This window comes from Pantoea sp. R13S299 (assembly GCF_048515925.1).
Lineage (GTDB): Bacteria > Pseudomonadota > Gammaproteobacteria > Enterobacterales > Enterobacteriaceae > Pantoea.
Window position 1 is genome coordinate 1,217,693 of record NZ_JBLYEF010000001.1, and the last position, 24,643, is coordinate 1,242,335.

Sequence of the window (24,643 nt, forward strand, 5' to 3'; positions counted from 1 at the left end):
AGAAGCCTTTTATTAACGCGGGCAAGGTCGTATAAACTGGGGAAAATTGATTGGTTCAGGGATTGGGATGACATCAAAGTGGTTAACACTGTTTCTTTCGCAGTCAGTCAGCCGGGTGATGCTGGATGATTTGCGGGCGATATTACCCGCAGAGGCGATAAAGGTGTTTGTGAATGGTATGGATGAAACGCACTACGCCACCATTGAGTGTCTGCAGGCGGAGAAGCATTGCGCGCTTATCGCCTCAGCGATTGTGGTCTGGCGTCAGCTCGGCCATGTGCATCATATTCTCTATAAAAAAGGCGAGGTGTTGCGCGAGGAGAACGATGCCACGCAGTTCCAGCTCTTTACTCTGCTGAAAACCCACCGCGCAGTCCTCCAGATCTCATGATAAGATCGCCGACCCTGAAATCGCTCTTTGCAGCAGGTTGAATATGAGAATTGGAATTCTATTTCCGATCGCCATCATCGTGGCGGGCGTGGGCTTTCTGGCATGGTTTATTGGCAGCGGCCTGGCGATGCCAGGCTCCTGAGCGTTAGCGCAGCTGACTATCTTTACTGCCCCGACGATTATATAAGCTGCTGGTCTGCTGCTGTTTATCGATTTTTTCCTGACACGCTACGCAGTAGTGCACGCCTTTCAGCGCCTGACGACGCGCTTCCGGAATCGGTTCGCCGCAGAGTTCACATTCGGTGGCGCTTTCGCCCTGCCCGATCGATTGTCTCACCCGCTCAATTCCGTCATTAACAGTGCTATCAATCTGCTCCTGTACTGCGCCGTCTCCTGCCCATCCGCTTGCCATGATTTAACCCCTTTTCTACGACTTCACTCCTTTAAATCTACAACAGATTGACGTTTTTGCCGCAGAACTCACCGATATCTGTGATTGGCTGCCAGCCGCTCCCGGCAACTGGCAATCAGCAAAAGGTGGCGCCTGGCATTCTGTTTCACCCTGCCATCACATTGCTGCAACGTATCGATAGCGGAGAGATAAACACATGACAACACATCATCAACATTACATTAATGGCGGGTTCGTCGCTCATCAGGGTGACCAGTGGATTGAGGTGATTAACCCGGCCACAGAGACACTGCTGTCACGTATTCCCGAAGGCACTCGTCAGGATGTCCGCCTTGCCATCGACGCCGCAGAAGCGGCTCAGCCTGGATGGGAAGCACTGCCTGCGGTGGAGCGCGGTGTCTGGCTGCACAAAATCGCCAGCGCTATCCGCGACCGCGAACCTGAACTGACGGCAACCATTGTGGCGGAGGGCGGAAAAACTCAGGGACTGGCGAATACCGAAGTACTGTTCACCGCCGACTATCTCGATTATATGGCCGAGTGGGCACGGCGTTATGAAGGCGAGATCATCAACAGCGATCGCCCCAACGAGAATATCTTCCTGTTTAAAAAGGCGATTGGCGTCACCACCGGGATTTTGCCGTGGAATTTCCCTTTCTTCCTGATCGCCCGTAAGGCGGCACCAGCTTTGATCACCGGTAATACCATCGTACTTAAACCCAGTGAGCTGACGCCAAACAATGCGGCACTGTTTGCCGACATCATCCAAAAGCTGGGCCTTCCTGCGGGTGTGATTAACATTGTCTATGGCCTGGGGCCGGAAGTAGGACAGGAGCTGGCGGCAAATCCAAAAGTCGGACTGGTGAGTCTGACCGGCAGCGTCGGCGCCGGTATCGCCACCATGGAAGCCGCCGCTAAAAATGTCACCAAAGTGTCGCTGGAACTGGGCGGCAAAGCCCCCGCCATCGTGATGGACGATGCGGATCTCGATCTGGCGGTGCAGGCGATTGTCAGTTCGCGGATGATCAATAGCGGCCAGGTTTGTAACTGTGCAGAGCGGGTCTATGTGCAGGAAGGCATTTACGATCGTTTTATCAGCGCGCTGACTACCGCATTTCAGCAGGTGACATTTGGCGATCCAGCCGAACGCAGCGATATCGACATGGGCCCGCTGATTACGGCCGCAGCCCGGGATCGGGTTGAGCAGAAAGTGGCGGATGCCGTCGCCGCCGGGGCTAAAATTGTGCTGGGCGGCAAGCGCGCCGGGGATAAAGGCTTCTTCTTTGAACCGACGCTGCTGACCGATGTGCGTCAGGAGATGGCCATTATGCAGGAGGAGATTTTTGGCCCGGTGCTGCCGGTGATGGCCTTCAAAACGCTGGATGAGGCGATTGCCCTGGCTAACGACTGCGAGTATGGGCTGACCTCCTCGATTTATACCCGGAATCTCAATACCACCATGACCGCGCTGCGAAAACTGAAGTTCGGCGAGACCTATGTTAATCGTGAGAATTTCGAGGCGATGCAGGGCTTTCATGCCGGCTGGCGTAAGTCGGGTATCGGCGGTGCCGATGGGAAACATGGTCTGGAGGAGTATCTGCAGACCCATGTTGCTTATTTACAGTTCAGTTAAGCGCAGGCTCGATTTTCAGACCTGACAGATTAGTGACAAGACTGAATCAGTGTGATTCTGGCAGCACCCCATAGGCTCAACACGCAGGAAACACGGTCAGAGGAGGAAAGCGTCCCGCGCCAGGACAAAAACGCCGGGAGCGTTTTTGAACAACGCAACGCGTTGGCCCGTTTACGGGCGCACCTCAGGGATGAGGTGCGTAATCGTGCGGGCCGAGCATGCCAGGGATGGCGGCTGTTGCGACTTTCCGATCTGACCGTGCTTTCTGCGCAGGCTCGATCTCATCACAGAACGTTCCTGGCTCTGCTATGCCACCCGCTTACTGCAGCGCAGCAGCGCGATGCCACTCAGCACCGCTACTGCCATCAGGTAATAGCCTGGCGCCAGGCTGCTGCCGGTGGCGGCAATCAGCATGCTGCAAATCAGCGGCGCAAACCCGCCAAATACCGTCACGGCCACGTTGTAACTGATCGCCATACCGCTGGCGCGCGTGGTCGCCGGGAAAAGATCCGCCATCACCGACGGCACCGTCGAGAAATAGACCGACTTCAGCAGCGCCATCCAGGCTACCAGCAGAATCAGCGTGGTGGGCGTAGTGTGATCGACCATCCATTTAAAAGCAGGATAGATGGTCGCCATCAGCAGCAGCAGCGATCCCCACATCAGCGGCAACCGGCCAATCCGCTCTGCCCACAATCCCATGATGGGCGTCACCACCGTCAGGATAATCCCTGCTATCAGCGTGGCGGTGAAGGCGACCGATCCCGGTAGATGCAGGGTTTTGGTGGCGTAAGTCGGAATGTAGTTGAGCATGTAATTGACTGCGGTCGAAATCACCATTACGCCAATCGCCAGCGTGATCAGCGCTTTCTGCCGCCCGAACAGCGTTTTCAGCGGCGCGGCTTCCTTCTCCTGCGTGGCAAAGCTGGCGGGTTCCTGCACATGACGGCGAATGTAAATCCCCAGCGGGCCAATCAGCAGGCCAAATGCAAACGGAATGCGCCAGCCCCACGCCTGAATATCACTTTCGCTCAGCCAGTGGGTCAGACCCAGCCCGAATGCCGATGCCATCAGCGTGCTGGCCCCCTGGGTGGCGAACTGCCAGCTGGCGATAAAGGCTTTACGCTCGGGAAAGTGCTCCACCAGGAAGGCGGTCGAACTGCCAAATTCACCTCCGGCGGAGAAGCCCTGAATCAGACGCGCCAGGATGATCAGTAACGGTGCTGCCAGACCGATGGTGGCGTAGCCCGGCATAAACGTAATGATCGCCCCGCCCAGCATCATCAGGTTAATCGACAGCAGCAGCGCCTTTTTGCGGCCATGACGGTCGGCATAGTTGCCGAGCACAATGGCACCGAGAGGGCGAATCAGGAAGGAGATACCGAAACTGCCAAAGGTCAGCAGTAGCGATACCGACGGATCGCTGACCGGGAAGAAGACGTGCGCGATGTAGCTGGCGAAAAAGCCGTAGACCGCGATGTCGAACCACTCCAGCGCGTTGCCGATGCAGGTGGCGAACAGCGTTTTGTGCAGGCTCGGTTTCACCTGCGGGGTCGTCTGCGCGATGCTACTCATTGTTCACCTCTCCGCCACTGATGGTGGAGTGTCATCAGCTGATCGCCCTCTTCGCCCAGTTGCCAGAAGAGCCGGGTCATAATCGCCAGGCCTTCGCGTGCAATGGAATTGAGCATGTGTTCGTTGACGCCGTGCTGGCCGCAGGCGGGATAAGAATGCGGCACCCACAGCGTCGGCAGGCCCAGGATATCGGCGAAGACTTCATTGGGCAGTGAACCACCGAGATTGGGTAACAGCGCCGGTTTTTTACCGCTGCTGCGGGCCAGCGTATCCAGCGCCCAGGCCACCAGCGGATCCTGCGGATCGAGCCGCGTCGCCGGTGAACCGCGCAGAAACTTCAATTTGACGTTATCGAAGCCGTGCTGACGCAGATGACTTTCGACATGCTGCACCAGATTTTCCCAGTCAGTGCCGACCACAAATCGCAGCTGGCACACCGCCATGGCGCTGCCCGGAATGGCGTTCATCGGACGTGCAGGATTGCCGGTTTCAAACGCCAGCACCTCCAGCGTGTTCCAGCCATAAAGCCGCTCTGCAGGCGTCAGGCCTGGCTCACCCCAGCCTTCTGCCAGCGCCGGATCGCCCGGCATACCGCCTACATCAATATCGCTGAGGATGGCGCGCACCGCGTCAGTCAGAGAGTCCGGTTTCAGCGCAGCGACCTGCAATACGCCCTGCGCATTCACCAGACAGGCGATCGCATTGGCCAATTGGGTGCCGGGATTACTGAGCAGTCCGCCCCAGTTGCCGGAGTGATAGGCGTTGTCACGCGCCTGAATAGTCAGACGGAAGTTCGCCGCGCCACGCGAGCCCAGGAACAGCGTGGGTCGCACTGCATTGAGTCGTGGGCCATCAGAGGCGATAAAAAGATCGGCTTTTAACAGTGCCTGCTGCTGCTGGCAGATTGCCGCCAGCCCTGGCGAACTGATCTCTTCACCCATTTCAAACAGGATTTTGCAATTGAAGCCCAGCGATTCACCGCGCGCCCGCCACACCTGCTCCAGCGCCGCGAGATTAACGCAGTGCTGGCCTTTGTTGTCCGCGCTGCCGCGTCCATACAGGCGATCGTCTTCAGCAGTGAGTTGCCATGGCGATAAGCCTTCGCGCCAGTTTTCATCGTCGCCGAATACCACATCACCGTGGCCATAGCAGAGCAGCGTTGGTTTTAGCGGATCTTCGATGCGGGTGGCGATCAGAAACGGCGGGCTGCCGGGTTGCGGATTGTCAAACGGGTGCAGCGTGAACCCCATTTTCGCCAGCTGCGGGCCAATTTCCTGTTGCAGATAGTGGTCCAGCTCCGCCTTTCTGCTGGGGTGCTGGCTTTCGGTCACGCAGGCGACGCGACGCGCCAGCAGCTGCTGAAACTCACCGCTATCGAAATAGTGCATCGCCTGGTCAACTGCCTGTTGCTCTGTCATGTTTGCCCTGTCTGTTTTTTTTATCGTGCTTTATCTTTGACAAACTTCTCTCTTTGCCACAATTATCAATTTATCGAGTGAGCGTTGCTTTTAAAGCAACGTACCGCTGCCCTTTTATGATGCGTTTTCCGGAGTGACGATGATAAGCAGCGAGATCCGCTATTTCCTGGCGGTGGTTGAGAGTGGCTCGCTGAGCGCCGCCAGTGAGCAACTGTTTGTCGCGGTGTCGGCGATCAGTCGTCAGATTCAGCGGCTGGAAGCACAGGTCGGGGTGCCACTGTTTGAGCGTCATGCGCGCGGCATGGTGTTGAATGAGGCGGGTGAGATTTTTGCGCATCATGTGCGTAAGAGTCAGCTCGATATGGAGTATGCGCTGGCGGAGATTAAGGGGTTGAAAGCGGTACGCCGCAGTCTGATCCGCATCGCCTGCACGGATGGGATGGCGTTCAGTCTGTTGCCAGGCCTGCTGGCGGAGTTTCGCCTGGCGAATCCCGGTGCGCTGTTTGCGATTAACGTGACGCACTCACAGGGCGTGGCGGCGTGCGTCAGGGCGGGTGAATGTGATGTGGCGCTGCAGTTTAGCCTGCAGCCGGAGCGCAGCGTTGAGGTGCTCGGCTCGTGGTCCGCACCGGTGTTGCTGGCGATGCATGAGTCACATCCGCTGGCGTCACGTGAGGTGACGCTGGGCGATCTCCATCGCTGGCCGCTGGCATTGCCGGGTCATCACACCACTGTCCGGCAGCTGTTTGATCTTTCCTGTCAGATGAATGACTGCGTGGTGGAGCCGGTGCTGACCTGCGACTATTTCGCTACGCTTTATCACTTTTTGCTGCATACGCCGCAGGCGGTGACTATCTGTAGCGCGTTTACTCTGTTGTTTGAGCGCGATGTGCAAAATCTAGTGTTGCGGTCGATGGGGGTGGATCAGTTGAGTCAGCGGACGTTGCAGCTTCAGACAGTGTCTGGACGTCAGCGCAACGCGGCTTTGACGCTGTTTCTGCAGTTTTTGCAGCAGCGGCTGACGGAGATGGATCAGCAGGTGAGGATGGGATAAGGATTAAGGTCTGCAAAGATTTGCTATAAGACCGTGATGGCTAAGGGAACTCGACCCGATCGGAAAGTCGCAAAAGCCGCCATCCATGGCATGCTCGGCCCACGCAGTCCTGGCGTGGGACGCTTTCCTCTTCGGGTCATGTTCCCTTCGCGTTGAGCTTATTTATTGCTGTCAGATCTATCCTGACTTAGGTGCATAAGCAGAGACTAACTACGGAGTAGGCCTCTGGGTTTGTGGCAGTCGCTTACTGCTTAATATCCACCTGATAGAAGATGTGCTTGCCGAACGGATCGACCTGATAGCCGCTGACCGATTTGCGCACCGGCTCGAAGATGGTGGAGTGCGCAATCATCACGGCAGGCATCTGGTCATGCATTATCTGCTGCGCCTGCAGATAGAGCGCGGTGCGTTTGCCCTGATCCGGCTCGGCGCGGGCTTCGGTTATTAACTTCTCGAACGGCTGGTAGCACCATTTTGAGGAGTTAGAACCGCCCTGCGCAGAGGTGCAGCTGTAAAGTGGGCCGAAGAAGTTGTCGGGATCGCCGGTCGCAGTGGTCCAGCCCATCAGCGCGGCCTGATGCTCGCCGCTGCGCACGCGTTTCAGGTATTCGCCCCACTCATAGCTGACGATGTTGGCTTTGATGCCGACTTTGGCCCAGTCCGACTGAATCATCTCCGCCATGCGGCGTGCATTCGGGTTGTAAGGCCGCTGAACCGGCATCGCCCAGAGTGCAATCTCGGTGCCCGGCTTGACGCCGGCCTGTTGCAGCAACGCTTTGGCCTTCTCCGGATCGTATTCGTAATCTTTCAGGTCTTTATCCGCACTCCAGACGCCCGGTGGCAGGATATTTTTTGCGACCGTGCCGGTGCCTTTAAATATCGCCTCGATAATTGCCGGTTTGTTGATCGCCATCGCCAGCGCCTGCCGCACTTTGACATTGTCGGTTGGCGCTTTAGTGGTGTTAAACGCCAGGAATCCGGTGTTCAGACCCGCCTTCTGTTCCAGAGTGATATCCGGGTTGGCGCGCATTTTTTCCAGATCGGCGGGATTGGGGAATGGCATCACCTGGCACTCGTTCTTCTCCAGCTTGGCGTAGCGCACAGAGGCGTCCGGTGTAATGCTGAATACCAGCCGATCGAGTTTCGCTTTGCCCTGCCAGTAGTCCGGGAAGGCTTTGTAGAGGATGCGGGAATCTTTCTGGTACTGCACCAGTTCAAACGGGCCGGTGCCAATCGGGTTCATATCGACCTTCTCCGGCGTCCCCGCTTTCAGCATGGCATCCGCGTATTCAGCCGAGTGGATCGAGGCGAAATACCAGGCGAGGTCGGCAAGGAACGGGGCTTCCGGATGGGCTAGCGTGAAGCGCACGGTGTGGTCATCCACCCGGTCGATACTTTTAATCAGCGTGGAGAGTTCGAGGCTTTCGAAGTTGGAATAGGTGCCGCCAGAGACATTGTGGTAGGGATTTTTCGGGTCCATCTGGCGCATGAAAGAGAAGATCACATCATCGGCGTTGAAGTCGCGGCTGGGTTTGAACTGTTTGTTGCTCTGGAACTTTACGTTCTTACGCAGATGGAAGGTGTAGACAGTGCCATCCGGGCTGATCTCCCAGCTTTCCGCCAGGCTCGGCACCAGGTTGGTGGTGCCCGGTGTGAAGTCTACCAGCCGGTTAAAAACCGGCACCGCACTGGCGTCAACACTGGTTCCGGAGGTATAGAGCTGAGGATTAAAATTCTCTGGCGATCCCTCAGAACAGTAGACCAGCGTTTTGGCGTTAACGCTGCCAGCCAGCGCTATCCCAGCAGTAACAAGCGCTAAGGTGGCTATCTTGATTTTCATTATCATCCTCGCTTTGTATTGACTTCCGGTGATCACAATATCTAAATGAATCATTCAGATGCTTCATTGATAGCACGATTCGGCACCATAGCGAACCCCGCCCGTGGCTGACTAATAAGGAATAGTGATGACAGACAAACTTGAGTCGCAACTCACCGAACGTTTTTTCCGTTACCTCGCCGTCAGCAGTCAGAGCGATGCTAAATCGACAGCTTTGCCCAGCACACCGAGCCAGCACGCCATGGCGGAACTGCTGGCGGACGAGCTGCGCACCTTAGGGCTGGATGAGGTGGTGATTGATGACCATGCCACGGTGACGGCGGTGAAACGCGGCAACCGTCCTGACGCACCGCGTATCGGATTTATTACCCACATCGATACCGTTGATGTGGGTTTGTCGCCCGATATCCACCCGCAAATCCTCACCTGGCAGGGCGAAGATCTCTGTCTGAATGCCGGGCAGGATATCTGGCTGCGCCGCGATGAACATCCGGAGATCGCGCCCTATGTGGGTCAGCAGGTGATCTTCAGTGACGGCACCAGCGTGCTGGGCGCGGATAACAAAGCGGCGGTGACCGTGGTGATGACGCTGATGGCGAACCTGAAGGGCGATCATGGCGATATCGTGGTGGCCTTTGTGCCGGATGAGGAGATTGGTCTGCGCGGGGCGAAAGCGCTGGATCTGGAAACGCGCTTCAATGTCGATTTTGCCTGGACCATCGACTGCTGCGAACTGGGCGAAGTGGTGTACGAGAACTTTAATGGCGCCGCTGCAGAGATTGTGTTTACCGGTGTGCCGGCACATCCGATGTCGGGCAAAGGCGTGCTGGTCAATCCGCTTCTGATGGCCCATGACTACATCAGCCTGTTTGATCGTCAGCAGACACCGGAGCACACCGAAGGTCGCGAAGGCTATATCTGGTTCAATGAGATTCAGGCCAACGCCAGCAAGGCGACGCTGAAGGCCTCAATCCGTGATTTTGATCTGGCCAGCTTCGCGGCACGCAAGCAGCAGCTACAGCAGGCGGCTGAAGAACTCACGGCGCGTTATCCCACCGGTGAGGTAAGTATCACTATCAGCGATATCTACAGCAACATCAGCAATGCGCTGGGTGAGGATCGTCGGGCAATTGACCTGATCTTCAGTGCCTTTGCCGCGCTGGAGATTGAGCCAAAAGTGATTCCGATGCGTGGCGGCACGGACGGGGCGGCGCTGTCAGCTAAAGGGTTGCTGACGCCGAACTTCTTTACCGGCGCGCATAATTTCCATTCACGTTTCGAGTTTTTGCCGATTACGTCGTTTGTGAAGTCCTATCAGGTGGCAGAAAAACTCTGTTATCTTGCGGCAGGTTAAGCAGGAAAATCGGGCGCAGAACGCGCCCGATTGTGATTATGGCTTCGCGCTGACATCAATACCGGGGAAGTATTTTTCAGCCAGCTTTTTGATGGTGCCATCGCCCTGCACTTTGGCGATCGCCGCATCCAGTGACTGTTTCAGCTTCGCGTCATCTTTGCGCAGGCCATAGCCGATGCCTGAGCCGAGAATCGCGTCATCTTCGACGGGCTTGCCGACAAAGCCAAAGCCTTTGCCCTGCGGCTTATCGAGGAAGCCCGACTGACCGGCCGCGGACATCACCAGCGTGCCATCAAGGCGGCCTGCGACCATGTCGTTGTAGACCTGGTTCTGATCCTGATACGACGTGACCGTTACGCCCTGCGTCTCCCAGTGCTTCTTCGCATAGGTTTCCTGAATCGACCCCTGCAACACGCCGATGTTTTTGCCTTTGAGACTTTCGGCGGTCGGTGCCAGATTTTCACCGTTCTTCGCCACTAACATGGTCGGAATACGGTAGATCGGCTGCGTAAACGCGATGCTTTTGGCGCGCGCTTCGGTGATGTTCATCGCCGAGTTAATGGCGTCGAATTTCTTCGCCTGCAGTGCCGGGATCAGCGCATCAAAGCTGCTCTCGACCCAGTGGCAGCTGAAGTTGCCTGCCTTACAGATGGCATTACCCAGCTCGATATCAAAGCCTTCTAGTTCGCCCTTTGCATTGCGACTTTCAAACGGCGGATATTGTGACTCCACGCCGTAACGTAAATCCTGTGCCAGTGCCTGTACCGATGTCATCATGCCCAGAGCGAGAAAAAGCGCGTTCAGTTTCTTCATTATTTACCCCGAAAAGTCCTGGTTACCTGTTCCCGGTGCTGACCCACGCGGTGGCGTGATTCAGTGAGAAAAAGCACATAGCGCAGCCGCGCCAGCCTCTAGTGTCGCCTCGTCTTTCGCAAAAGAGAGACGAATCAGTTTGTTGTCTGTGCCATCCATATAAAACGCCGACAGCGGTATGGTTGCCACACCGTGATCGACGATAAGACGTTTTACCATTTCACTGTCTGGTTCGTCACTGAAATGTCCATAGCTTGCGAGCATAAAGAACGAACCGGCACTCGGCAGCAGCCGGAATGGGGAGTTCTCCATCAGCGCGATCAGCCGATCGCGCTTCTGCTGATAGAAAGCGTTGAGCGACAGATAGTTCTCCGGCGTCTGCAGATAGTGTGCGAAGCCAACCTGCATCGGCGTATCGGCGGCGTACATCATAAACTGATGCACTTTCACCAGCTCGGTCATCAGCTCTGCCGGTGCCAGACAGTAGCCCACCCGCCAGCCGGTGACGTGGAAGGTTTTGCCAAACGAGGAGACGATAACACTGCGCGCCGCCAGCTCCGGATGCGTCGCCATCCCACAGTGCGGACGTCCATCAAACAGGATATGTTCGTAAACCTCATCGGAGAGCACCACGATATCGGTGTTGCGAATCAGAGCCGCCAGCTGATTGAGGTCATCGGGGGTCAGCACCTGCGCGCTGGGGTTGTGCGGCGTATTAATGATGATCATGCGGGTGCGTGGCGTGATCGCCGCCCGCAGCTGATCCCAGTCGATCGCAAATGATGGCACCTGCAGCTTCAGGCCTATCGGTGTTCCACCCTGCAACCGCACCACCGGCGCATAACTGTCAAATGCCGGTTCAAAGAAGATCACCTCATCGCCCTGATGGACCAGGGCGGTAATCGCCATATAGATTCCCTGGCTGGCACTGCCGGTGATTAGCACCTCACTGGCGGCATCATAGGTCTGCCCATAGAGCGCCTGCACTTTGCTGGCGAGCGCCTCGCGCAAGGCGGGCAGACCCATCATGGCGGCATACTGATTGTGCCCCTCCTGCATCGCACGGCTGACGGAATCGACCAGTGCCGGATCACAGGGAAAATTGGGCGCGCCCTGCGACAGGTTGATCGCCTGATGCTGCGCCGAGAGCTGGCCAATCACGCTAAAAATAGTGGTGCCGACGTCCGGCAGTTTTGAGTGGATAGCGACAGGCGTTTTCAGGGACATATTCTCTCCATCAGGGGCATAACTGGTCAGATGCGGTAAATAACTATTCAACGGGCTGCGACTTGAGTCGGCAAGCGAAATGTCGTCATAATAGCCATGATAAAAATGCATAGCTGAGGTTTACCGTGTCGCGCTTAACGCTGCCGCTTAATGCCATTCACGCCTTTCTGGTGACCGCCCGTCATCTCAATCTGACGCATGCTGCCCGCGAGCTGTGCCTGACCCAGGGTGCCGTCAGTCGCAAGATCGCCGCGCTGGAGCAGTGGCTCGGCGTGACGCTGTTTGACCGCCACGCACGCGGCCTGCGGCTCACACCTCAGGGCGTCGCGCTGCTGCCCGAACTCAGTCAGGGTTTTGAGCTGATGGTGCAGGCCAGCGAAAAGGTTCGCCGCAGTCAGGTTAGCATTCGCCTGAAAGCTCCGACCTGTGCGATGCGCTGGCTGGTGCCCCGGCTGATGGCGCTGGAACAACAGCGACCGGAACTGCATGTGGCCCTGACGACAACGCTGGATCATGCTGCGCAGCTTGAGAACTTTGATGCCGCGATCGTATATGGCAAGCCGCATCCGGAGGGGATCTGCCTGTTCAGTGAGTCGCTGACGCCGGTGATGGCAGCGGATCAACCCTGCCCCGACTCGCCGTCTGCGCTGGCCGCAATGACCTTTCTGCATCCCACAGCGGATACGCGTGACTGGCAGTGCTGGCTGCAGACGCAGCAGGTGACGCTGAGCATGATGCGAAACCAGCATTTTGCCACGATGGACTTAGCGATTAGTGCAGCGATTCAGGGGTTTGGCGTGGCAATTGCCGACAGCAATCTGGTGGAGAGTGATATTGCCAGCGGCAGGCTGATTAAGCCGTTCGCTGGCGAGGTCAAAACCGGTGCCGTTTACAGTTTACTGCAACGGCCCGCACTGGATGCGCCACCGTTCCTGGCGGAACTGGTGGCGTGGCTTTGCAGGGATCAGAAGGTGACCCAGTCGCCATTATCAGCAGGTTTGGCCTGAGGCGCACTCAGCACAGGGGCTTTTGGCGCGGCAGGTTTATTACTGATAGCAGGTGCGATTTTGCGGTCGCTGGAGAGACGGAACTTCGATACAGAGGCCTGCAGCGCTTCCGTCTGCAGTGCCAGCGCGCTCGCTGCTGCAGAGACCTCCTCGACCAGTGAGGCGTTCTGCTGCGTCACGCTGTCCATTTCGGTTACCGCTGCACCTACCTGAGAAATCCCTTTGCTCTGCTCTTCAGAGGCAGATGCGATCTGTTTCATGATCGCATCCACATCCTGAACCGATTTCAGAATATTATTCATGGTGCCGCCGGTGGTGTTCACCAGCTCGGCGCCTTTACCCACGCGCTGTACGGACTCTTCTATCAGCGTCGCGATCTCTTTGGCCGCGTTGGCGCTGCGCTGCGCCAGGTTGCGCACTTCAGATGCCACGACCGCAAAGCCACGCCCCTGTTCACCGGCACGTGCCGCTTCTACGGCGGCGTTCAGCGCCAGGATATTGGTCTGGAAAGCGATGCCGTTAATCACGTTGGTGATTTCAGCAATTTTCTTCGAGCTGCCAGAGATGCCATCCATGGTGGTGACTACTTCACTGACCAGCTGGCCGCCACGTTGTGCCGTGGTGGTCGCGGTTTCTGCCAGCAGACTCGCCTGACGCGCGTTGTCGGCGTTGAATTTCACCGTCGCCGTCAGCTGCTCCATACTTGCCGCAGTCTGCTCCAGCGCAGCGGCCTGCTCTTCGGTACGTGAAGAGAGGTCGTTGTTACCGGCAGAGATCTCTGCCGCACCGCGTGAGATATTTTCGGTACCGCTGCGAATGGCGCTGACCGCTTCACGCAGGCTGTCCTGCATGGCGCTCAGCAGCGGCACCAGTTTACCGACGCAGTTGCGACCGAAATCCGATACCGGCTGGCTGAGGTCGCCCGTGGCGATCACCGCAAAGTGGGTGCGAATGCTTTCCAGCGGACGGACCAGCATCGCCACCAGATAACGGTCGGTGAACAGCAGAATAAACAGGCCGATGATGACCGTGATGGTGATAATCGTTTTGGTCGTCGCGGTGAGGTGATCCACTTCTACCCGGGTGGTATCCAGCTTTTGCGCTGCGCCCTGGCTGAATTTCTCTGCGCTGACGCCAAATGCACGGCTCAACGGCGGTGTAACATTGTTCGCCTGCTGGCGATACGCATCAGGTGAAGCCTGACGGGCCAGCTGCAGTTGTGGTGTCACGCCCTCATCCAGCAGCTTTTGCCAGCTCTGAATCACGCCATCCACCACATCCGGATTCATTGGGCCAGGTGCCAGCTGTTTAAAGCGCGCCAGTTGCTGGGTCATACCATCCAGCGCCTGCTGCACCGGGGCATAAGCCTCATCGGTCAGCGCTTTGCCCGCCGCTTTGCCTTCCATTACGCGGGATAATCGCGTGATAACACGAAAATATTGATCGTTACCTTTGCTCAGCACCGTCATTTGCTCAACCAGATGACGGTCAACCTCGTTGCCTTCGCTGAGCGCGCCAAGAGAGTGGATGCTATACAGCCCGACGCCGCTCCACAGTAAGCAAAACAGTCCCAGAATCGTCAGCATCACTGCGCGAATGGTAAAATTTTTGAGCATTCCCATACCAAAATCCTATACACGTTGACCCGCAAGCGTCGGGCATAGGAGATTTATCGGCATGTGATAGTGAAAATGTAACTGTTTTGTTACCTATTAATTTACAGCGTCAAATATGATTATTTCAGTTAAATATCATTAAATTCAGCAGCTTAAAATTAAATAAGCAGATTAATTCCATTCGCATAACTTAATGGTTAGCAGCCTAACCTTCATCATCTGCTCAGAGCCTGACCATTCGCGTCATTAACAGCCGGAAAAGGCGCATACGGGCGCGCATGAAGTTTCGTTTCAGAACCAGTCCGCTATTACGATCATCGCCAAGTGACATTGTCACATCATTGCCTGGATGCCAGGCTGGCCAGACGACCTCGCCTTCCAGCTGATGCTTATATTCCGTCGCGTCTCGGGCAAAGATAAACCAGTACTCGCTGACCCGCGCGGCAAAGGCCCGATCGGCTTCACTGAATGGCCGCGCTTCATTCGGATCCGGCATCTGGCTCAGCGTATTCAGAACATAAGGTACTTCGTTGCCGTGCCAGGTGCCGTGCGGATAGAGGTCACGCGCATGCTCGGAGACATAATCAAACCAGTAGCGCCAGCCGGGCATTCCGGTATTGTGCTGCGCCCGCATCACCAGCCACGGCACCAGACTGAAGGCCATATCACGCGCCACTGCCCGTCCCAGCCGCTGATCGTCATGGATGTCATACATCCATTTCAGCGTACGGTAAGTGAGACGATTTTTAGCGCGCAACTGATGCAACACGGCGGTCGCATCCACGCCAAAATATTCCAGCACGCTGGCTTCGTCGCTGTTACTGCCCGCCATCAGCGGCAGACGATGCTGTTTGCCAGCCATAAAGGTTTTCAGCATCGGCTCAGGCAGGACGGCATCACCGGCAATCGGCACCGGCGGGATCGCAAGTTGCCCTTCCAGCGACCAGAAGGCATCGGCGGGCAGTGCGCGCAACGCCTCTGCGCTGGCATCGGGCGGCAGGCCGAAATGTCGGGCCACCGCCACACCCTGCTGACGCGCTTTTTTCAGCGGCGTGTCTGGCAGGCTGTAGGCGCTCTGTACGATGCCTTTGTGAAACAGCCCTTCTGCCAGCGGCGAACAGCAGAGGGAAAGCACACTGCGCGCGCCAGAGGATTCACCGAAAAGCGTTACATTGCGGCGGTCGCCGCCAAAAGCAGGAATGTTGCGCTGCACCCACTGCAGTGCGGCAATCTGATCGAGCAGACCAAAGTTGTTGACCGTTCCCGCAGCAGGATACTCAGCATCCAGGGACGGATGCGAGAAGAAGCCGAGATGGCCGAGCCGGTAGTTAAGCGTGACCACCACCGCGCCGCGTGAAGCCAGTGGCTTGCCACTGTAGGGTGCCAGCCCGCCCGCGCCAATGGTGTAGCCACCGCCGTGCAGCCACACCATCACCGGCAGCGGCGTGGACGGCTCGACATCGGGTGTCCAGACATTCAGGTAGAGGCAATCTTCACTGAACTCACCGGGATCGCCACCGCCTACCGCCTGGCAGTAAGTCCGGTTTTGCCAGCCGGACGGCCCGAATGCAGTAGCGTCGCGCACCTGCGGCCACGGTGAGACCGGCTGAGGCGGACGCCAGCGCAATGCGCCAACCGGTGCCGCCGCATAAGGTATACCTTTGAATACGAAAAGGTCATCGTCCATGCATCCACGCAACTCCCCCTCAGCAGTCATGATCCTCAGACCTGTTTCGCTTTTCATTCCTGTTTCCCTGTTCAAACGTACCTCCATTATTTGCAGGCCCGCCAGCATTGTCCAGGTACGGGAGGGATTTGCAGAATATGCCGAAGAGTGAGAGGCAGGCGTAAACAGGCTCATCAACAGGTTGAGAGAGTCGGTTTCGGTGATGCTTTAACGTCGTTTATCACTCAGTAATGGGTTAACAGACGGTCAGCGCACGTGAGCGCGTCATTCAGCTGACGTCCCGGCTGTTTCTGGCGCACTCAATCAGTCAGTCTGTTAATGGATCAGGATACTCACGCGGGTAAACCTGCGCTGGCGGATAAAGCGTCGGGTTTTCCAGTGACGCTCAGCAAATATCCCAGGTTGCCTTGCTTCAGGGCCATCAGCGTTGCGGGGCGGGCGCAGAGAATGCGTTGCGGGCAACAGGGCGTTACCCGCAAATAAACTCAGTCCGGACGCAGGCCGCACTGCACAAGGGAGCGCTGCTGACGTTCTTCATATAACGCCATCTCATCCAGCACGGCAGCGCCCAGCGCGGCTTCAAATGCCTGACGGCTTGACTGTCCTGCCGAACGAACCTGCGCCCGATCGCCGAGGTTGGACTGAAAAATACCGGCTGCGCTGACGGGCAGGAAATCTTCATAGGTGATGGGATCGGCCAGCACACGACCTTCTTTGATGAGCGTCTCCAGCGATTCACCCTGAGCGGGTGGCGTCGCGATGCCCTTTTCACTCAGGCGATAATGGAACCAGGCCAGCCCCTGCTGGCGCAGCGTCGTTTCGTCGTCGGGGAAGTCACGGAAAATTGCCGCCAGATGTTGCTGATGCTGCTGGTTATCCTGACCGCTGCCCGCCTCGCTCAGCAATCGATCGTAGAGTGCGCGTCCTGCAGGCGTCAGCGCCACACCACGCTGCTCAATTTCACCGAAGCGCGCTGTATGCGTTCCCTGATGCCCATCCTTAAAGATGATCGGCTCTTCCAGCGCTTTAAAGCTCGTCTGACGCAACAGGATAGGCACCTGACGACGCGGCGGTCCCTCGATCAGGGTTTTCGGATCGATACCGCGCGACGGCATCAGTTGCTGGACGCGGTCGATATCCAGCGTGCGCGGCGTGAGATGGTTGATGTGGCAGCCGGGGAAGCAGACCACATCCGCAATCAGCCGATGCTGATGGTTCAGTGCCTGATAGGTCTGACTGTCTACGCTGCTGTGAGCGTGCCAGCGGAAGGTTTCCAGTGCTTCAATAACAAATTCAGTGGCCTGCTCGTCAGTTAATCCGCCCTGCTGCTGATGCAGCTCCAGCAGTTCCCGGCAACGGGGAGTGAAAATGTCGCGCGCAGCAAGAATCTCCGCCGCTTTTTCGCGCAGCGCCTGATCGTCGATCAGTTCAGGGCGTAACAGCGAGGTAAAGACCCGGAAGGGATTGCGTCGCAGCGCCGCATCGCTCACCGGCCGGAACGCCGTGGAGTGGACGGGTACTCCCGCCTGAGAGAGGTCGTAATAGCCCACCGGGTGCATCCCCATCACCGCAAACAGCTGCCGCAATGTGGCTAATTCCTCTGCCGTTCCGACGCGGATTGCACCGTGACGTTCCAGATTGAGTCGGTCGATTTCATCGGCGGCTGCGAGGCGATCTTTCAGCGCGATATCCGCTTCCAGCGCGCGGTCGTTGACGGTCGCCACCAGCTGCATCAGCGTGCCATATTGCGGCACTTCCTGCTGATACATGACTGACATCGCCTGAGAGAAACGGGTGCGGATGAGATCCGCACTCAGAAAGTTGTCCATCTTATCCACCTGACACCATGAGCGTTGCTGCTAATGTAATGCAACGCGCTGGCGTAAGTGGAAAAAATCACGAATCTGTGATCGGCTTAAAGCCGTAACGGTTTTTTAACAGCAGCATCAGGGTGGTGATCACAGCCGGTATCGCCAGCAGCAAAAAGATGAAGCTGAAGGACCAGCCGAGGGACATCATCTCTGCGCCCACAAATGCGCTCAGAATCGCGCCGATGCGGCCCACCCCGTGCATCCAGCTGGAGCCGGTGGCACGGGCATGAGTCGGATAATAGCTGGCCGATAACGCATTCATGCCGGTGTTGGCGCCGTTGAAACAGAAGCCGCTGCAGAAAGCGATTGCGCTCATCATGCCCACTTCCGCAGGCGAAAAGCCGAGTGCCACAATAAACAGTCCGCCGCAGCCGTAAATCGCCGCCAGCGCCAGGTTAGCGTTGAAGCGATCCATCATCCAGCCAGCAAACAGCGAACCCAGCGTCCCGCCCGCCTGATACATCGCAGTGATAATCGCCGCTTCGGTGACCGACATGCCCAGGGTATTCACCAGTGACGGCAGCCAGCTGCCAATCAGGTAGACCATGAACAGCCCCATGAAATAGCCGCCCCAAAGCATGGTGCTGCCAAACACATAGCGGCGTGACAGGACAGTGCCAATCGCGCTGCCTGCCGCCACGGTGGCCTCTGGTGCGTGAAACGCAGAGTCGGGTCGGGTTTTGCCCGGCATCATCCGGTCGAGGATAGCGTGAATGCGTTCAGCCGGTGCGCCACGGCTAATGAGGAACCGCACTGACTCCGGCAGGCCACGGATTAAAAAGGGCAATATCAGCAGCGGCAGAATGCCGCCCAGCAGCAGCACGGAGTGCCAGTTATAACGCGGTAACAGCCATGAGGCGGCAAATCCCCCGCTGGCCGCCCCAAAGGTGAAGCCACAGAAGACGACCGTGATGAGAAAGGCCCGTCGCCGCTCATGGGCATATTCCGCCACCAGCGTACCGACGTTGGGCATCGCCGCACCCAGACCCAGCCCGGTCAGGAAGCGGAACAGCATCATCTGTTCGATGTTCTGCGACAGCGCCGTTGCCAGCGTCCAGAGGCCGAAAAAGAAGACGCTGAGAATAATCATCATGCGACGGCCATAGCGGTCAGCCAGCGGCCCCGCCACCATCGCGCCCAGCGCCAGACCGATTAAGGCGGCGCTGATGACAGCCCCAAGCTGATGATTGGTTACGCCCCACGCGGCTTTCAGCGTTGGCGCAATAAATCCCATGATCGCAATGTCCATGCCATCGAGTGCCACCACAATGAAACAGAGCGCAATGAGCCGCTTTTGCCAATGGCTCAGCTCCTGCTGGTTGATAAGCTGGCGGACATCTACCGCCTCGACACTGGTCAATGAACACTCCCCGGGAGTTACGAAATCTGGCATCAGTTTAAGTAAAAAAAACGGCGTTTATGATAGCCGATCGTTAACGTTAAGCGGTCGGATTTTTAGTTGATAGTGAGAATTATTCAATTTTAAAGCGGTAAGCTATTGATTTGCTGCGAGACCGGGATGATGGACTTCTCAGGCATTTTCTCATGACTGCTTTTTTATCAGAGAGTTAGCCAATAAAGCAGCCATTCCAGCACGATTGTTAAAATAAATTTGCAGCTAAGTTAACAGAATTCATTTTTAACAGTTGCCTGATGGCGCTCATTCTCATTAAGTTTAGGATATGGAAAAAAATATCCTTTTCAATCAGCGCATTCGCTTGCGCCATTTACATACCTTTGTTGCGGTCGCGCAGCAAGGCACGCTGGGCCGGGCGGCTGAGACGCTTAGCCTGAGCCAGCCTGCCCTGTCTAAAACCCTGAATGAGCTGGAGGAGCTGACCGGCGTTCGTCTGTTTGAACGGGGCCGGTTGGGCGCGCAGCTGACGACAATGGGGGAACAGTTTCTGACCCACGCAGTGCGGGTGCTCGACGCGCTGAACCATGCCGGACAAAGTTTTAATGAGCAGCCGGGCGATGCGCCGGTGATTATCCGGCTGGGAGCATTGACCACGGCCGCGATGGGGATGCTGCCTCGCATTCTTGATCGCTTTCATCAGCTGCAGCCTAATACCACCATCCAGGTGGCGACGCTGCACAACAATGTGCTGCTGGCGGGATTGCGCGGCGGGGAGTTTGACATCGGCATTGGCCGCATGGCGGACAGCGACATGATGACCGGGCTGACCTATGAACTGCTATTTCTGGAGTCGCTGAAGCTGGTGGTCAGACCCGAGCATCCGCTTTTAAGTGACAACGTCACTCTTTCGCGTGCGATGCAGTGGCCGGTGGTGATTTCGCCCGAGGGCACCGCACCACGCCGGATTGCGCAGCAGATGCTGGATGAACAGGGTTGCACTCTGCCACCGCACTGCATTGAGACGTCCTCAACTTCACTGGCGCGCCAGCTGGCTCTTCGCTACGACTACATCTGGTTCGTTCCTTCCGGCGCGATTAAAGAAGATCTCAGCCATAACGCGGTCTGTGCGCTGCCGATCAACTCATCCGGACCGGGCGAACCGGTGGGCATTATCACCCGCACCGGCGCAGAACTGAGCCTCAGTGCCGAAGTCTTAATGTCCACCATTCGTAAGTTTCACAGCTAACGGCTGCGTTTCGCGTGTCGCTCGCGGTTTTCAAGGCGTGCCTTATCGGTTTTGCGCAATCCCACGTACAGTGCCCCGGCTCCGCCATGGCGGGTCTGGGCCACGCAATAAGTCTGTACGTCATCAAACTGCTGTAACCAGCGCGCCAGATAGCTGCGCACAATGTTGGCGTGCGATTCGTCATCCCGGCCTTTGCCGTGAATGATCAGCAGATTCCGCAGCCCCTGCTTGTGCGCCTGCGTCATAAAGTTAAACAGTGCCTGACGACAGGTTTCCACTGGTTGCCGTAACAGGTTGAGGCTGGCATCCAGCTTGTACTCCCCCCGACGTAGCTTATCCAGAATCCCCTGCTGGATGCCGTCGGCTTTATATTCCAGCGGGGTGTTAAGCGGCACAACCTCCAGATAACCGCGTGTCAGGAAGTTCTCCTGTTCCGACTCACCCGGCGGTTTGCGAGGCGCTTTGGTTGAAGGCGCTTTGAGCCACAAGGTAGAAGTGGTGTCTTTTAACGGCGTGACATCGCCCATGGCATCCCGAAAGAGATCATTATCATCAAGGTTCATGGTTTTCTCACACCTGGTTAAATTGATCGAATAGGCAAATCAGGCTTTAACAGTCAGCGTAGCAAATGCTGTAATCACCCGCCCACCCCACTTTTCGAACGTAACGGGCTGTGCAGAATCGTGTCGCAGATCACAAAAGCGGAAACTTATCGTGACAGTGTGATGTACCGGCGTTCTGAGAAGCCCGTCACATCAGTGTTTGACGTTGTGTGCTTCATCCATAATGTTTGTGGGTGTAAAACTGCTCGGATGAGTTCCCTTCAGCACAAAAAATGTTAAAATTGACCCCAGTCAATAATCGTCGAGCAAACCATTATGATCCCTGAAAAACGCAGCATTCGTCGTATTCAGTCGGGCGGTTGTGCCATTCACTGCCAGGATTGCAGCATCAGTCAGCTCTGCATCCCCTTCACGCTAAATGAACATGAGCTGGATCAGCTCGACAATATCATTGAGCGTAAAAAACCCATTCAGAAAGGGCAAACCCTTTTCAAAGCGGGAGACGAACTTAAATCTCTGTATGCGATTCGCTCCGGCACCATTAAAAGCTACACCATTACCGAACAGGGTGACGAGCAAATCACCGGTTTCCATCTCGCAGGCGATTTAGTCGGCTTTGATGCCATCATGGGCTCCAGCCACCCCAGCTTTGCGCAGGCGCTGGAAACAGCCATGGTCTGTGAGATCCCTTTCGAAACGCTGGATGACCTGTCGGGTAAAATGCCGGCCCTGCGTCAGCAGATGATGCGTCTGATGAGCGGTGAAATCAAAGGCGATCAGGATATGATCCTGCTGCTGTCGAAGAAAAATGCTGAAGAACGCCTGGCGGCGTTTATCTGGAACCTCTCCCGTCGTTTCGGCCAGCGTGGTTTTTCACAGCGCGAATTCCGCCTCACCATGACGCGTGGCGACATCGGTAATTACCTGGGCCTGACGGTTGAAACCATCAGTCGTCTGCTGGGTCGTTTCCAGAAGTCCGGTATGCTGGCGGTGAAAGGCAAATACATCACGATTGAAAACCACGCCCTGCTGGAAGAGTTAGCCGGTCAGAGCCATCAGGCCGCCTGATCCGCAGCCGGATCAATAAATCTTATTTTGTTGATCCGGCAGTAACTTTTTCACTTCTTCCGCTGTGCAACATAGGCTATCTTTAACCCAGTCGCTCTGGTTTAAGGAGAACGCCTCATGTCCCAGTACCAAAACATTCTGGTCGCCATTGATGCCCAGCAAGACGATCAGCCCGCGCTGCGACGTGCGGTCTATCTGAATCAACGTCTCGGCGGAAGAATTAAAGCCTTCCTGCCTATCTATGACTTCTCATATGAAATGACTACCCTTCTTTCGCCGGATGAACGCGCGTCGATGCGCCAGGGCGTCATCAGCCAGCGTACCGAATGGATCCGCGAGCAGGCCCGCGCTTATCTCGATGCCGGTGTCGAAATTGACATCAAAGTGATCTGGCACAACCGCCCCTTCGAGGCCATTATTCAGGAAGTGCTCGCCCATCAGCACGACCTGGTGCTGAAGATGGCGCATCAGCATGATCGCCTTGAGTCTGTAATTTTCACCCCGACCGACTGGCATCTGCTGCGTAAATGCCCTTGCCCGGTGTGGATGGTTAAAGATCAGCCGTGGCCGGAAGGCGGTAAAGCCATTGTCGCGGTCAATCTCGCCAGTGAAGAGCCGCATCACGATGGCCTGAATCAGAAGCTGATCCGTGAAACGGTTAAGCTGGCGGAAAAAGTGAATCAGACCGAAGTCCATCTGGTCGGTGCCTACCCGATTACCCCAATCAATATTGCTATCGAACTGCCTGATTTTGATCCCAGCGTCTACAACGACGCTATCCGGGGCCAGCATCTGGTGGCCATGAAAGCGCTGCGCCAGAAATTCTCCATTGGTGAAGAGTTCACCCACGTGGCTAAGGGCCTGCCGGAAGAGGTCATCCCCGATCTGGCGGCACATCTCGGTGCCGGTGTAGTGGTGCTGGGTACCATTGGACGCACGGGCCTGTCGGCGGCGTTCCTGGGCAATACGGCGGAACAGGTGATTGATCATCTGCGTTGCGATCTGCTGGCGCTGAAGCCTGACGATTTTAAATCGCCGATTGATCTGGATGATGAAGAGGATGAGGAGGAGTGATCCTCCTCTTACAGAAGACGGGCGGCTGATTAGCCGCCCTTTTTTTATTACAGTGCTTTGAGAATGGCTTCTACGCTGGCTTTTGCATCGCCAAACAGCATCTGGCTGTTCTCTTTGAAGAACAGCGGATTCTGCACCCCGGCATAGCCGGTATTCATTGAGCGTTTGAAGACCACCACGTTGTGCGCTTTCCACACTTCAAGCACCGGCATGCCAGCAATCGGACTGCGGGGATCATCCTGCGCCGCCGGGTTGACGGTGTCGTTAGCGCCGATGACCAGCACCGTGTCGGTGTCACTGAAGTCATCGTTGATTTCGTCCATCTCCAGCACCACATCATAAGGCACCTTAGCCTCGGCCAGCAGCACGTTCATATGGCCAGGCAAACGCCCTGCCACCGGATGGATGCCGAAACGCACCTTGATGCCGAGCGCGCGCAACCGGGCAGTAATTTCCGCAACCGGATACTGCGCCTGCGCCACTGCCATGCCGTAGCCAGGGGTGATAATCACCGAGCTGGAGGCCTTAAGCATCTCTGCGGTCTCTTCAGCTGTGATCTCACGATGCTCGCCCGCTTCCTGCGTTTCATCACCACTGCTAACTTCAGTACCAAACCCACCCGCGATCACGCTGATGAACGAACGGTTCATCGCTTTACACATGATGTAGGAGAGAATCGCACCGGACGAACCGACCAGCGCACCGGTCACAATCAGCAGATCGTTGCTGAGCATGAAACCGGCAGCCGCAGCGGCCCAGCCAGAGTAGGAGTTCAGCATCGATACCACGACCGGCATATCAGCACCGCCAATCGACGCAACCAGATGCCAGCCAAACGCCAGTGCAATCACCGTCATCAGGAGCAGTGCAAAGACCTGTGCAGCGGTGCTGCTGGTGTTAACAAACCACAGCAGCAGCAGGAAAGAGACCACCAGTGCCAGCAGATTCAGCTTGTGACGATGCGGTAACGCCAGCGGTTTTGAGGAGATTTTGCCGCACAGCTTGCCAAACGCTACCAGCGAACCGGTGAAGGTGACGGCACCGATAAAGATACCGATAAACACTTCACTCAGATGGATATTCTCCATCACCGCTGGCAGGCCAGGCGCATGATCGATATAGCTGTTGATGCCTACCAGTACCGCGGCCAGACCGACAAAGCTGTGCAGAATGGCGACCAGCTCCGGCATTTCCGTCATTTCGACTTTCTTCGCCAGCCGAATACCAATAGCGCCGCCAATCACCATCGCCAGCAGGATCCAGACTACGTTACCGCTGTCCGGGCCGAAAATGGTGGCGACCAGCGCAATTGCCATGCCGCTGATACCGAAAATATTACCCCGCTTAGAGGTCTCATGACGCGAGAGACCAGCAAGGCTACAGATGAACAGAATTGCAGCCACAATATAGGCTGCAGTGACTAATCCGCCAGACATG

Annotated in this window: 21 protein-coding genes; 9 read left to right on the forward strand and 12 right to left on the reverse strand. The window is 56.5% G+C overall.

The genetic code is table 11. The annotated features are described in order from the left end of the window. The first annotated feature begins 67 nt into the window (after nucleotides 1-67). Together ACN1CO_RS05970 and ACN1CO_RS05975 are read left to right on the forward strand one after the other, a co-directional pair. The gene (locus ACN1CO_RS05970) at nucleotides 68-391 is read left to right on the forward strand and encodes a hypothetical protein (RefSeq protein WP_090960862.1); all 324 of its coding nucleotides are present in this window, start codon (nucleotides 68-70) and stop codon (nucleotides 389-391) included. 43 nt (nucleotides 392-434) lie between these two features. Next, nucleotides 435-533 carry a YoaK family small membrane protein gene (locus tag ACN1CO_RS05975; RefSeq protein WP_008925225.1) on the forward strand — a complete coding sequence of 33 codons (99 nt, stop codon included), beginning with the start codon at nucleotides 435-437 and terminating at the stop codon, nucleotides 531-533. Nucleotides 534-536: 3 nt separating this feature from the next. Here ACN1CO_RS05975 and ACN1CO_RS05980 read toward each other — a convergent pair whose 3' ends face one another. After that, entirely contained in the window at nucleotides 537-803 is a 267-nt protein-coding gene (locus ACN1CO_RS05980) for a DksA/TraR family C4-type zinc finger protein (RefSeq protein WP_419138235.1), read from the reverse strand. Nucleotides 804-999: 196 nt separating this feature from the next. On the opposite strand from ACN1CO_RS05980, the gene aldA reads away from it, so the two are divergent. Beyond that, the gene (gene aldA / locus ACN1CO_RS05985; RefSeq protein WP_419138236.1) at nucleotides 1,000-2,436 is read left to right on the forward strand and encodes an aldehyde dehydrogenase; all 1,437 of its coding nucleotides are present in this window, start codon (nucleotides 1,000-1,002) and stop codon (nucleotides 2,434-2,436) included. 306 nt (nucleotides 2,437-2,742) lie between these two features. On the opposite strand, the gene ACN1CO_RS05990 is transcribed toward aldA, so the two are convergent. Together ACN1CO_RS05990 and ACN1CO_RS05995 are read right to left on the reverse strand one after the other, a co-directional pair. After that, nucleotides 2,743-4,011 (reverse strand): MFS transporter, encoded by a 1,269-nt coding sequence (locus tag ACN1CO_RS05990; protein WP_419138237.1) that lies wholly within the window; start codon nucleotides 4,009-4,011, stop codon nucleotides 2,743-2,745. Then, nucleotides 4,008-5,429 (reverse strand): M20 family metallopeptidase, encoded by a 1,422-nt coding sequence (locus tag ACN1CO_RS05995; RefSeq protein WP_419138238.1) that lies wholly within the window; start codon nucleotides 5,427-5,429, stop codon nucleotides 4,008-4,010. Before ACN1CO_RS05995 ends, ACN1CO_RS05990 begins: the two co-directional genes overlap by 4 nt. 139 nt (nucleotides 5,430-5,568) lie before the next feature. Here ACN1CO_RS05995 and ACN1CO_RS06000 point away from each other — a divergent pair, with 139 nt between their 5' ends. Next, nucleotides 5,569-6,483, forward strand: a complete 915-nt coding sequence (locus ACN1CO_RS06000) for a LysR family transcriptional regulator (protein WP_419138239.1) — start codon at nucleotides 5,569-5,571, stop codon at nucleotides 6,481-6,483. A gap of 244 nt (nucleotides 6,484-6,727) precedes the next feature. Here ACN1CO_RS06000 and ACN1CO_RS06005 read toward each other — a convergent pair whose 3' ends face one another. Further along, the gene (locus ACN1CO_RS06005) at nucleotides 6,728-8,323 is read right to left on the reverse strand and encodes an ABC transporter substrate-binding protein (RefSeq protein WP_419138240.1); all 1,596 of its coding nucleotides are present in this window, start codon (nucleotides 8,321-8,323) and stop codon (nucleotides 6,728-6,730) included. Between the two features lie 127 nt (nucleotides 8,324-8,450). On the opposite strand from ACN1CO_RS06005, the gene pepT reads away from it, so the two are divergent. Beyond that, nucleotides 8,451-9,677, forward strand: coding sequence for a peptidase T (gene pepT, locus ACN1CO_RS06010; RefSeq protein ID WP_419138241.1), 1,227 nt, complete (start codon nucleotides 8,451-8,453; stop codon nucleotides 9,675-9,677). 36 nt (nucleotides 9,678-9,713) lie between these two features. On the opposite strand, the gene ACN1CO_RS06015 is transcribed toward pepT, so the two are convergent. Together ACN1CO_RS06015 and ACN1CO_RS06020 are read right to left on the reverse strand one after the other, a co-directional pair. Then, nucleotides 9,714-10,490: a transporter substrate-binding domain-containing protein gene (locus tag ACN1CO_RS06015; RefSeq protein WP_419138242.1), complete on the reverse strand. Its 777-nt coding sequence runs from the start codon at nucleotides 10,488-10,490 to the stop codon at nucleotides 9,714-9,716. A gap of 60 nt (nucleotides 10,491-10,550) precedes the next feature. After that, a complete protein-coding gene (locus ACN1CO_RS06020; protein ID WP_419138243.1) occupies nucleotides 10,551-11,717 on the reverse strand; it encodes a methionine aminotransferase in 1,167 nt (388 codons plus the stop codon). A 125-nt stretch (nucleotides 11,718-11,842) separates the two neighbouring features. On the opposite strand from ACN1CO_RS06020, the gene ACN1CO_RS06025 reads away from it, so the two are divergent. Next, nucleotides 11,843-12,724, forward strand: a complete 882-nt coding sequence (locus ACN1CO_RS06025) for a LysR family transcriptional regulator (protein WP_419138244.1) — start codon at nucleotides 11,843-11,845, stop codon at nucleotides 12,722-12,724. Here ACN1CO_RS06025 and ACN1CO_RS06030 read toward each other — a convergent pair. The 4 genes from ACN1CO_RS06030 to ACN1CO_RS06045 form a co-directional block, all read right to left on the reverse strand. Next, nucleotides 12,682-14,346 (reverse strand): methyl-accepting chemotaxis protein, encoded by a 1,665-nt coding sequence (locus ACN1CO_RS06030; RefSeq protein WP_419138245.1) that lies wholly within the window; start codon nucleotides 14,344-14,346, stop codon nucleotides 12,682-12,684. The genes ACN1CO_RS06025 and ACN1CO_RS06030 overlap by 43 nt on opposite strands. 217 nt (nucleotides 14,347-14,563) lie before the next feature. After that, nucleotides 14,564-16,084 (reverse strand): carboxylesterase/lipase family protein, encoded by a 1,521-nt coding sequence (locus ACN1CO_RS06035; protein ID WP_419138246.1) that lies wholly within the window; start codon nucleotides 16,082-16,084, stop codon nucleotides 14,564-14,566. A gap of 428 nt (nucleotides 16,085-16,512) precedes the next feature. Beyond that, nucleotides 16,513-17,856: a VOC family protein gene (locus ACN1CO_RS06040; RefSeq protein ID WP_419138247.1), complete on the reverse strand. Its 1,344-nt coding sequence runs from the start codon at nucleotides 17,854-17,856 to the stop codon at nucleotides 16,513-16,515. A gap of 67 nt (nucleotides 17,857-17,923) precedes the next feature. Continuing rightward, a complete protein-coding gene (locus tag ACN1CO_RS06045; RefSeq protein WP_419138248.1) occupies nucleotides 17,924-19,258 on the reverse strand; it encodes an MFS transporter in 1,335 nt (444 codons plus the stop codon). 322 nt (nucleotides 19,259-19,580) lie between these two features. Between ACN1CO_RS06045 and ACN1CO_RS06050 the strand changes: the two genes are divergently transcribed. Continuing rightward, a complete protein-coding gene (locus tag ACN1CO_RS06050) occupies nucleotides 19,581-20,501 on the forward strand; it encodes a LysR substrate-binding domain-containing protein (RefSeq protein ID WP_003853723.1) in 921 nt (306 codons plus the stop codon). On the opposite strand, the gene smrA is transcribed toward ACN1CO_RS06050, so the two are convergent. Beyond that, entirely contained in the window at nucleotides 20,498-21,064 is a 567-nt protein-coding gene (gene smrA, locus ACN1CO_RS06055) for a DNA endonuclease SmrA (RefSeq protein WP_419138249.1), read from the reverse strand. The genes ACN1CO_RS06050 and smrA overlap by 4 nt on opposite strands. A 315-nt stretch (nucleotides 21,065-21,379) precedes the next feature. Between smrA and ACN1CO_RS06060 the strand changes: the two genes are divergently transcribed. Together ACN1CO_RS06060 and uspE are read left to right on the forward strand one after the other, a co-directional pair. Then, entirely contained in the window at nucleotides 21,380-22,132 is a 753-nt protein-coding gene (locus ACN1CO_RS06060) for an FNR family transcription factor (protein ID WP_010244686.1), read from the forward strand. A 117-nt stretch (nucleotides 22,133-22,249) separates the two neighbouring features. Then, nucleotides 22,250-23,206 carry a universal stress protein UspE gene (gene uspE, locus ACN1CO_RS06065; protein ID WP_419138250.1) on the forward strand — a complete coding sequence of 319 codons (957 nt, stop codon included), beginning with the start codon at nucleotides 22,250-22,252 and terminating at the stop codon, nucleotides 23,204-23,206. A 47-nt stretch (nucleotides 23,207-23,253) separates the two neighbouring features. Here the strand turns inward: uspE and pntB are convergent, their stop codons facing one another. Further along, nucleotides 23,254-24,642 carry a Re/Si-specific NAD(P)(+) transhydrogenase subunit beta gene (pntB, locus tag ACN1CO_RS06070; protein WP_283545310.1) on the reverse strand — a complete coding sequence of 463 codons (1,389 nt, stop codon included), beginning with the start codon at nucleotides 24,640-24,642 and terminating at the stop codon, nucleotides 23,254-23,256. Between the last annotated feature and the right edge of the window lies 1 nt (nucleotide 24,643).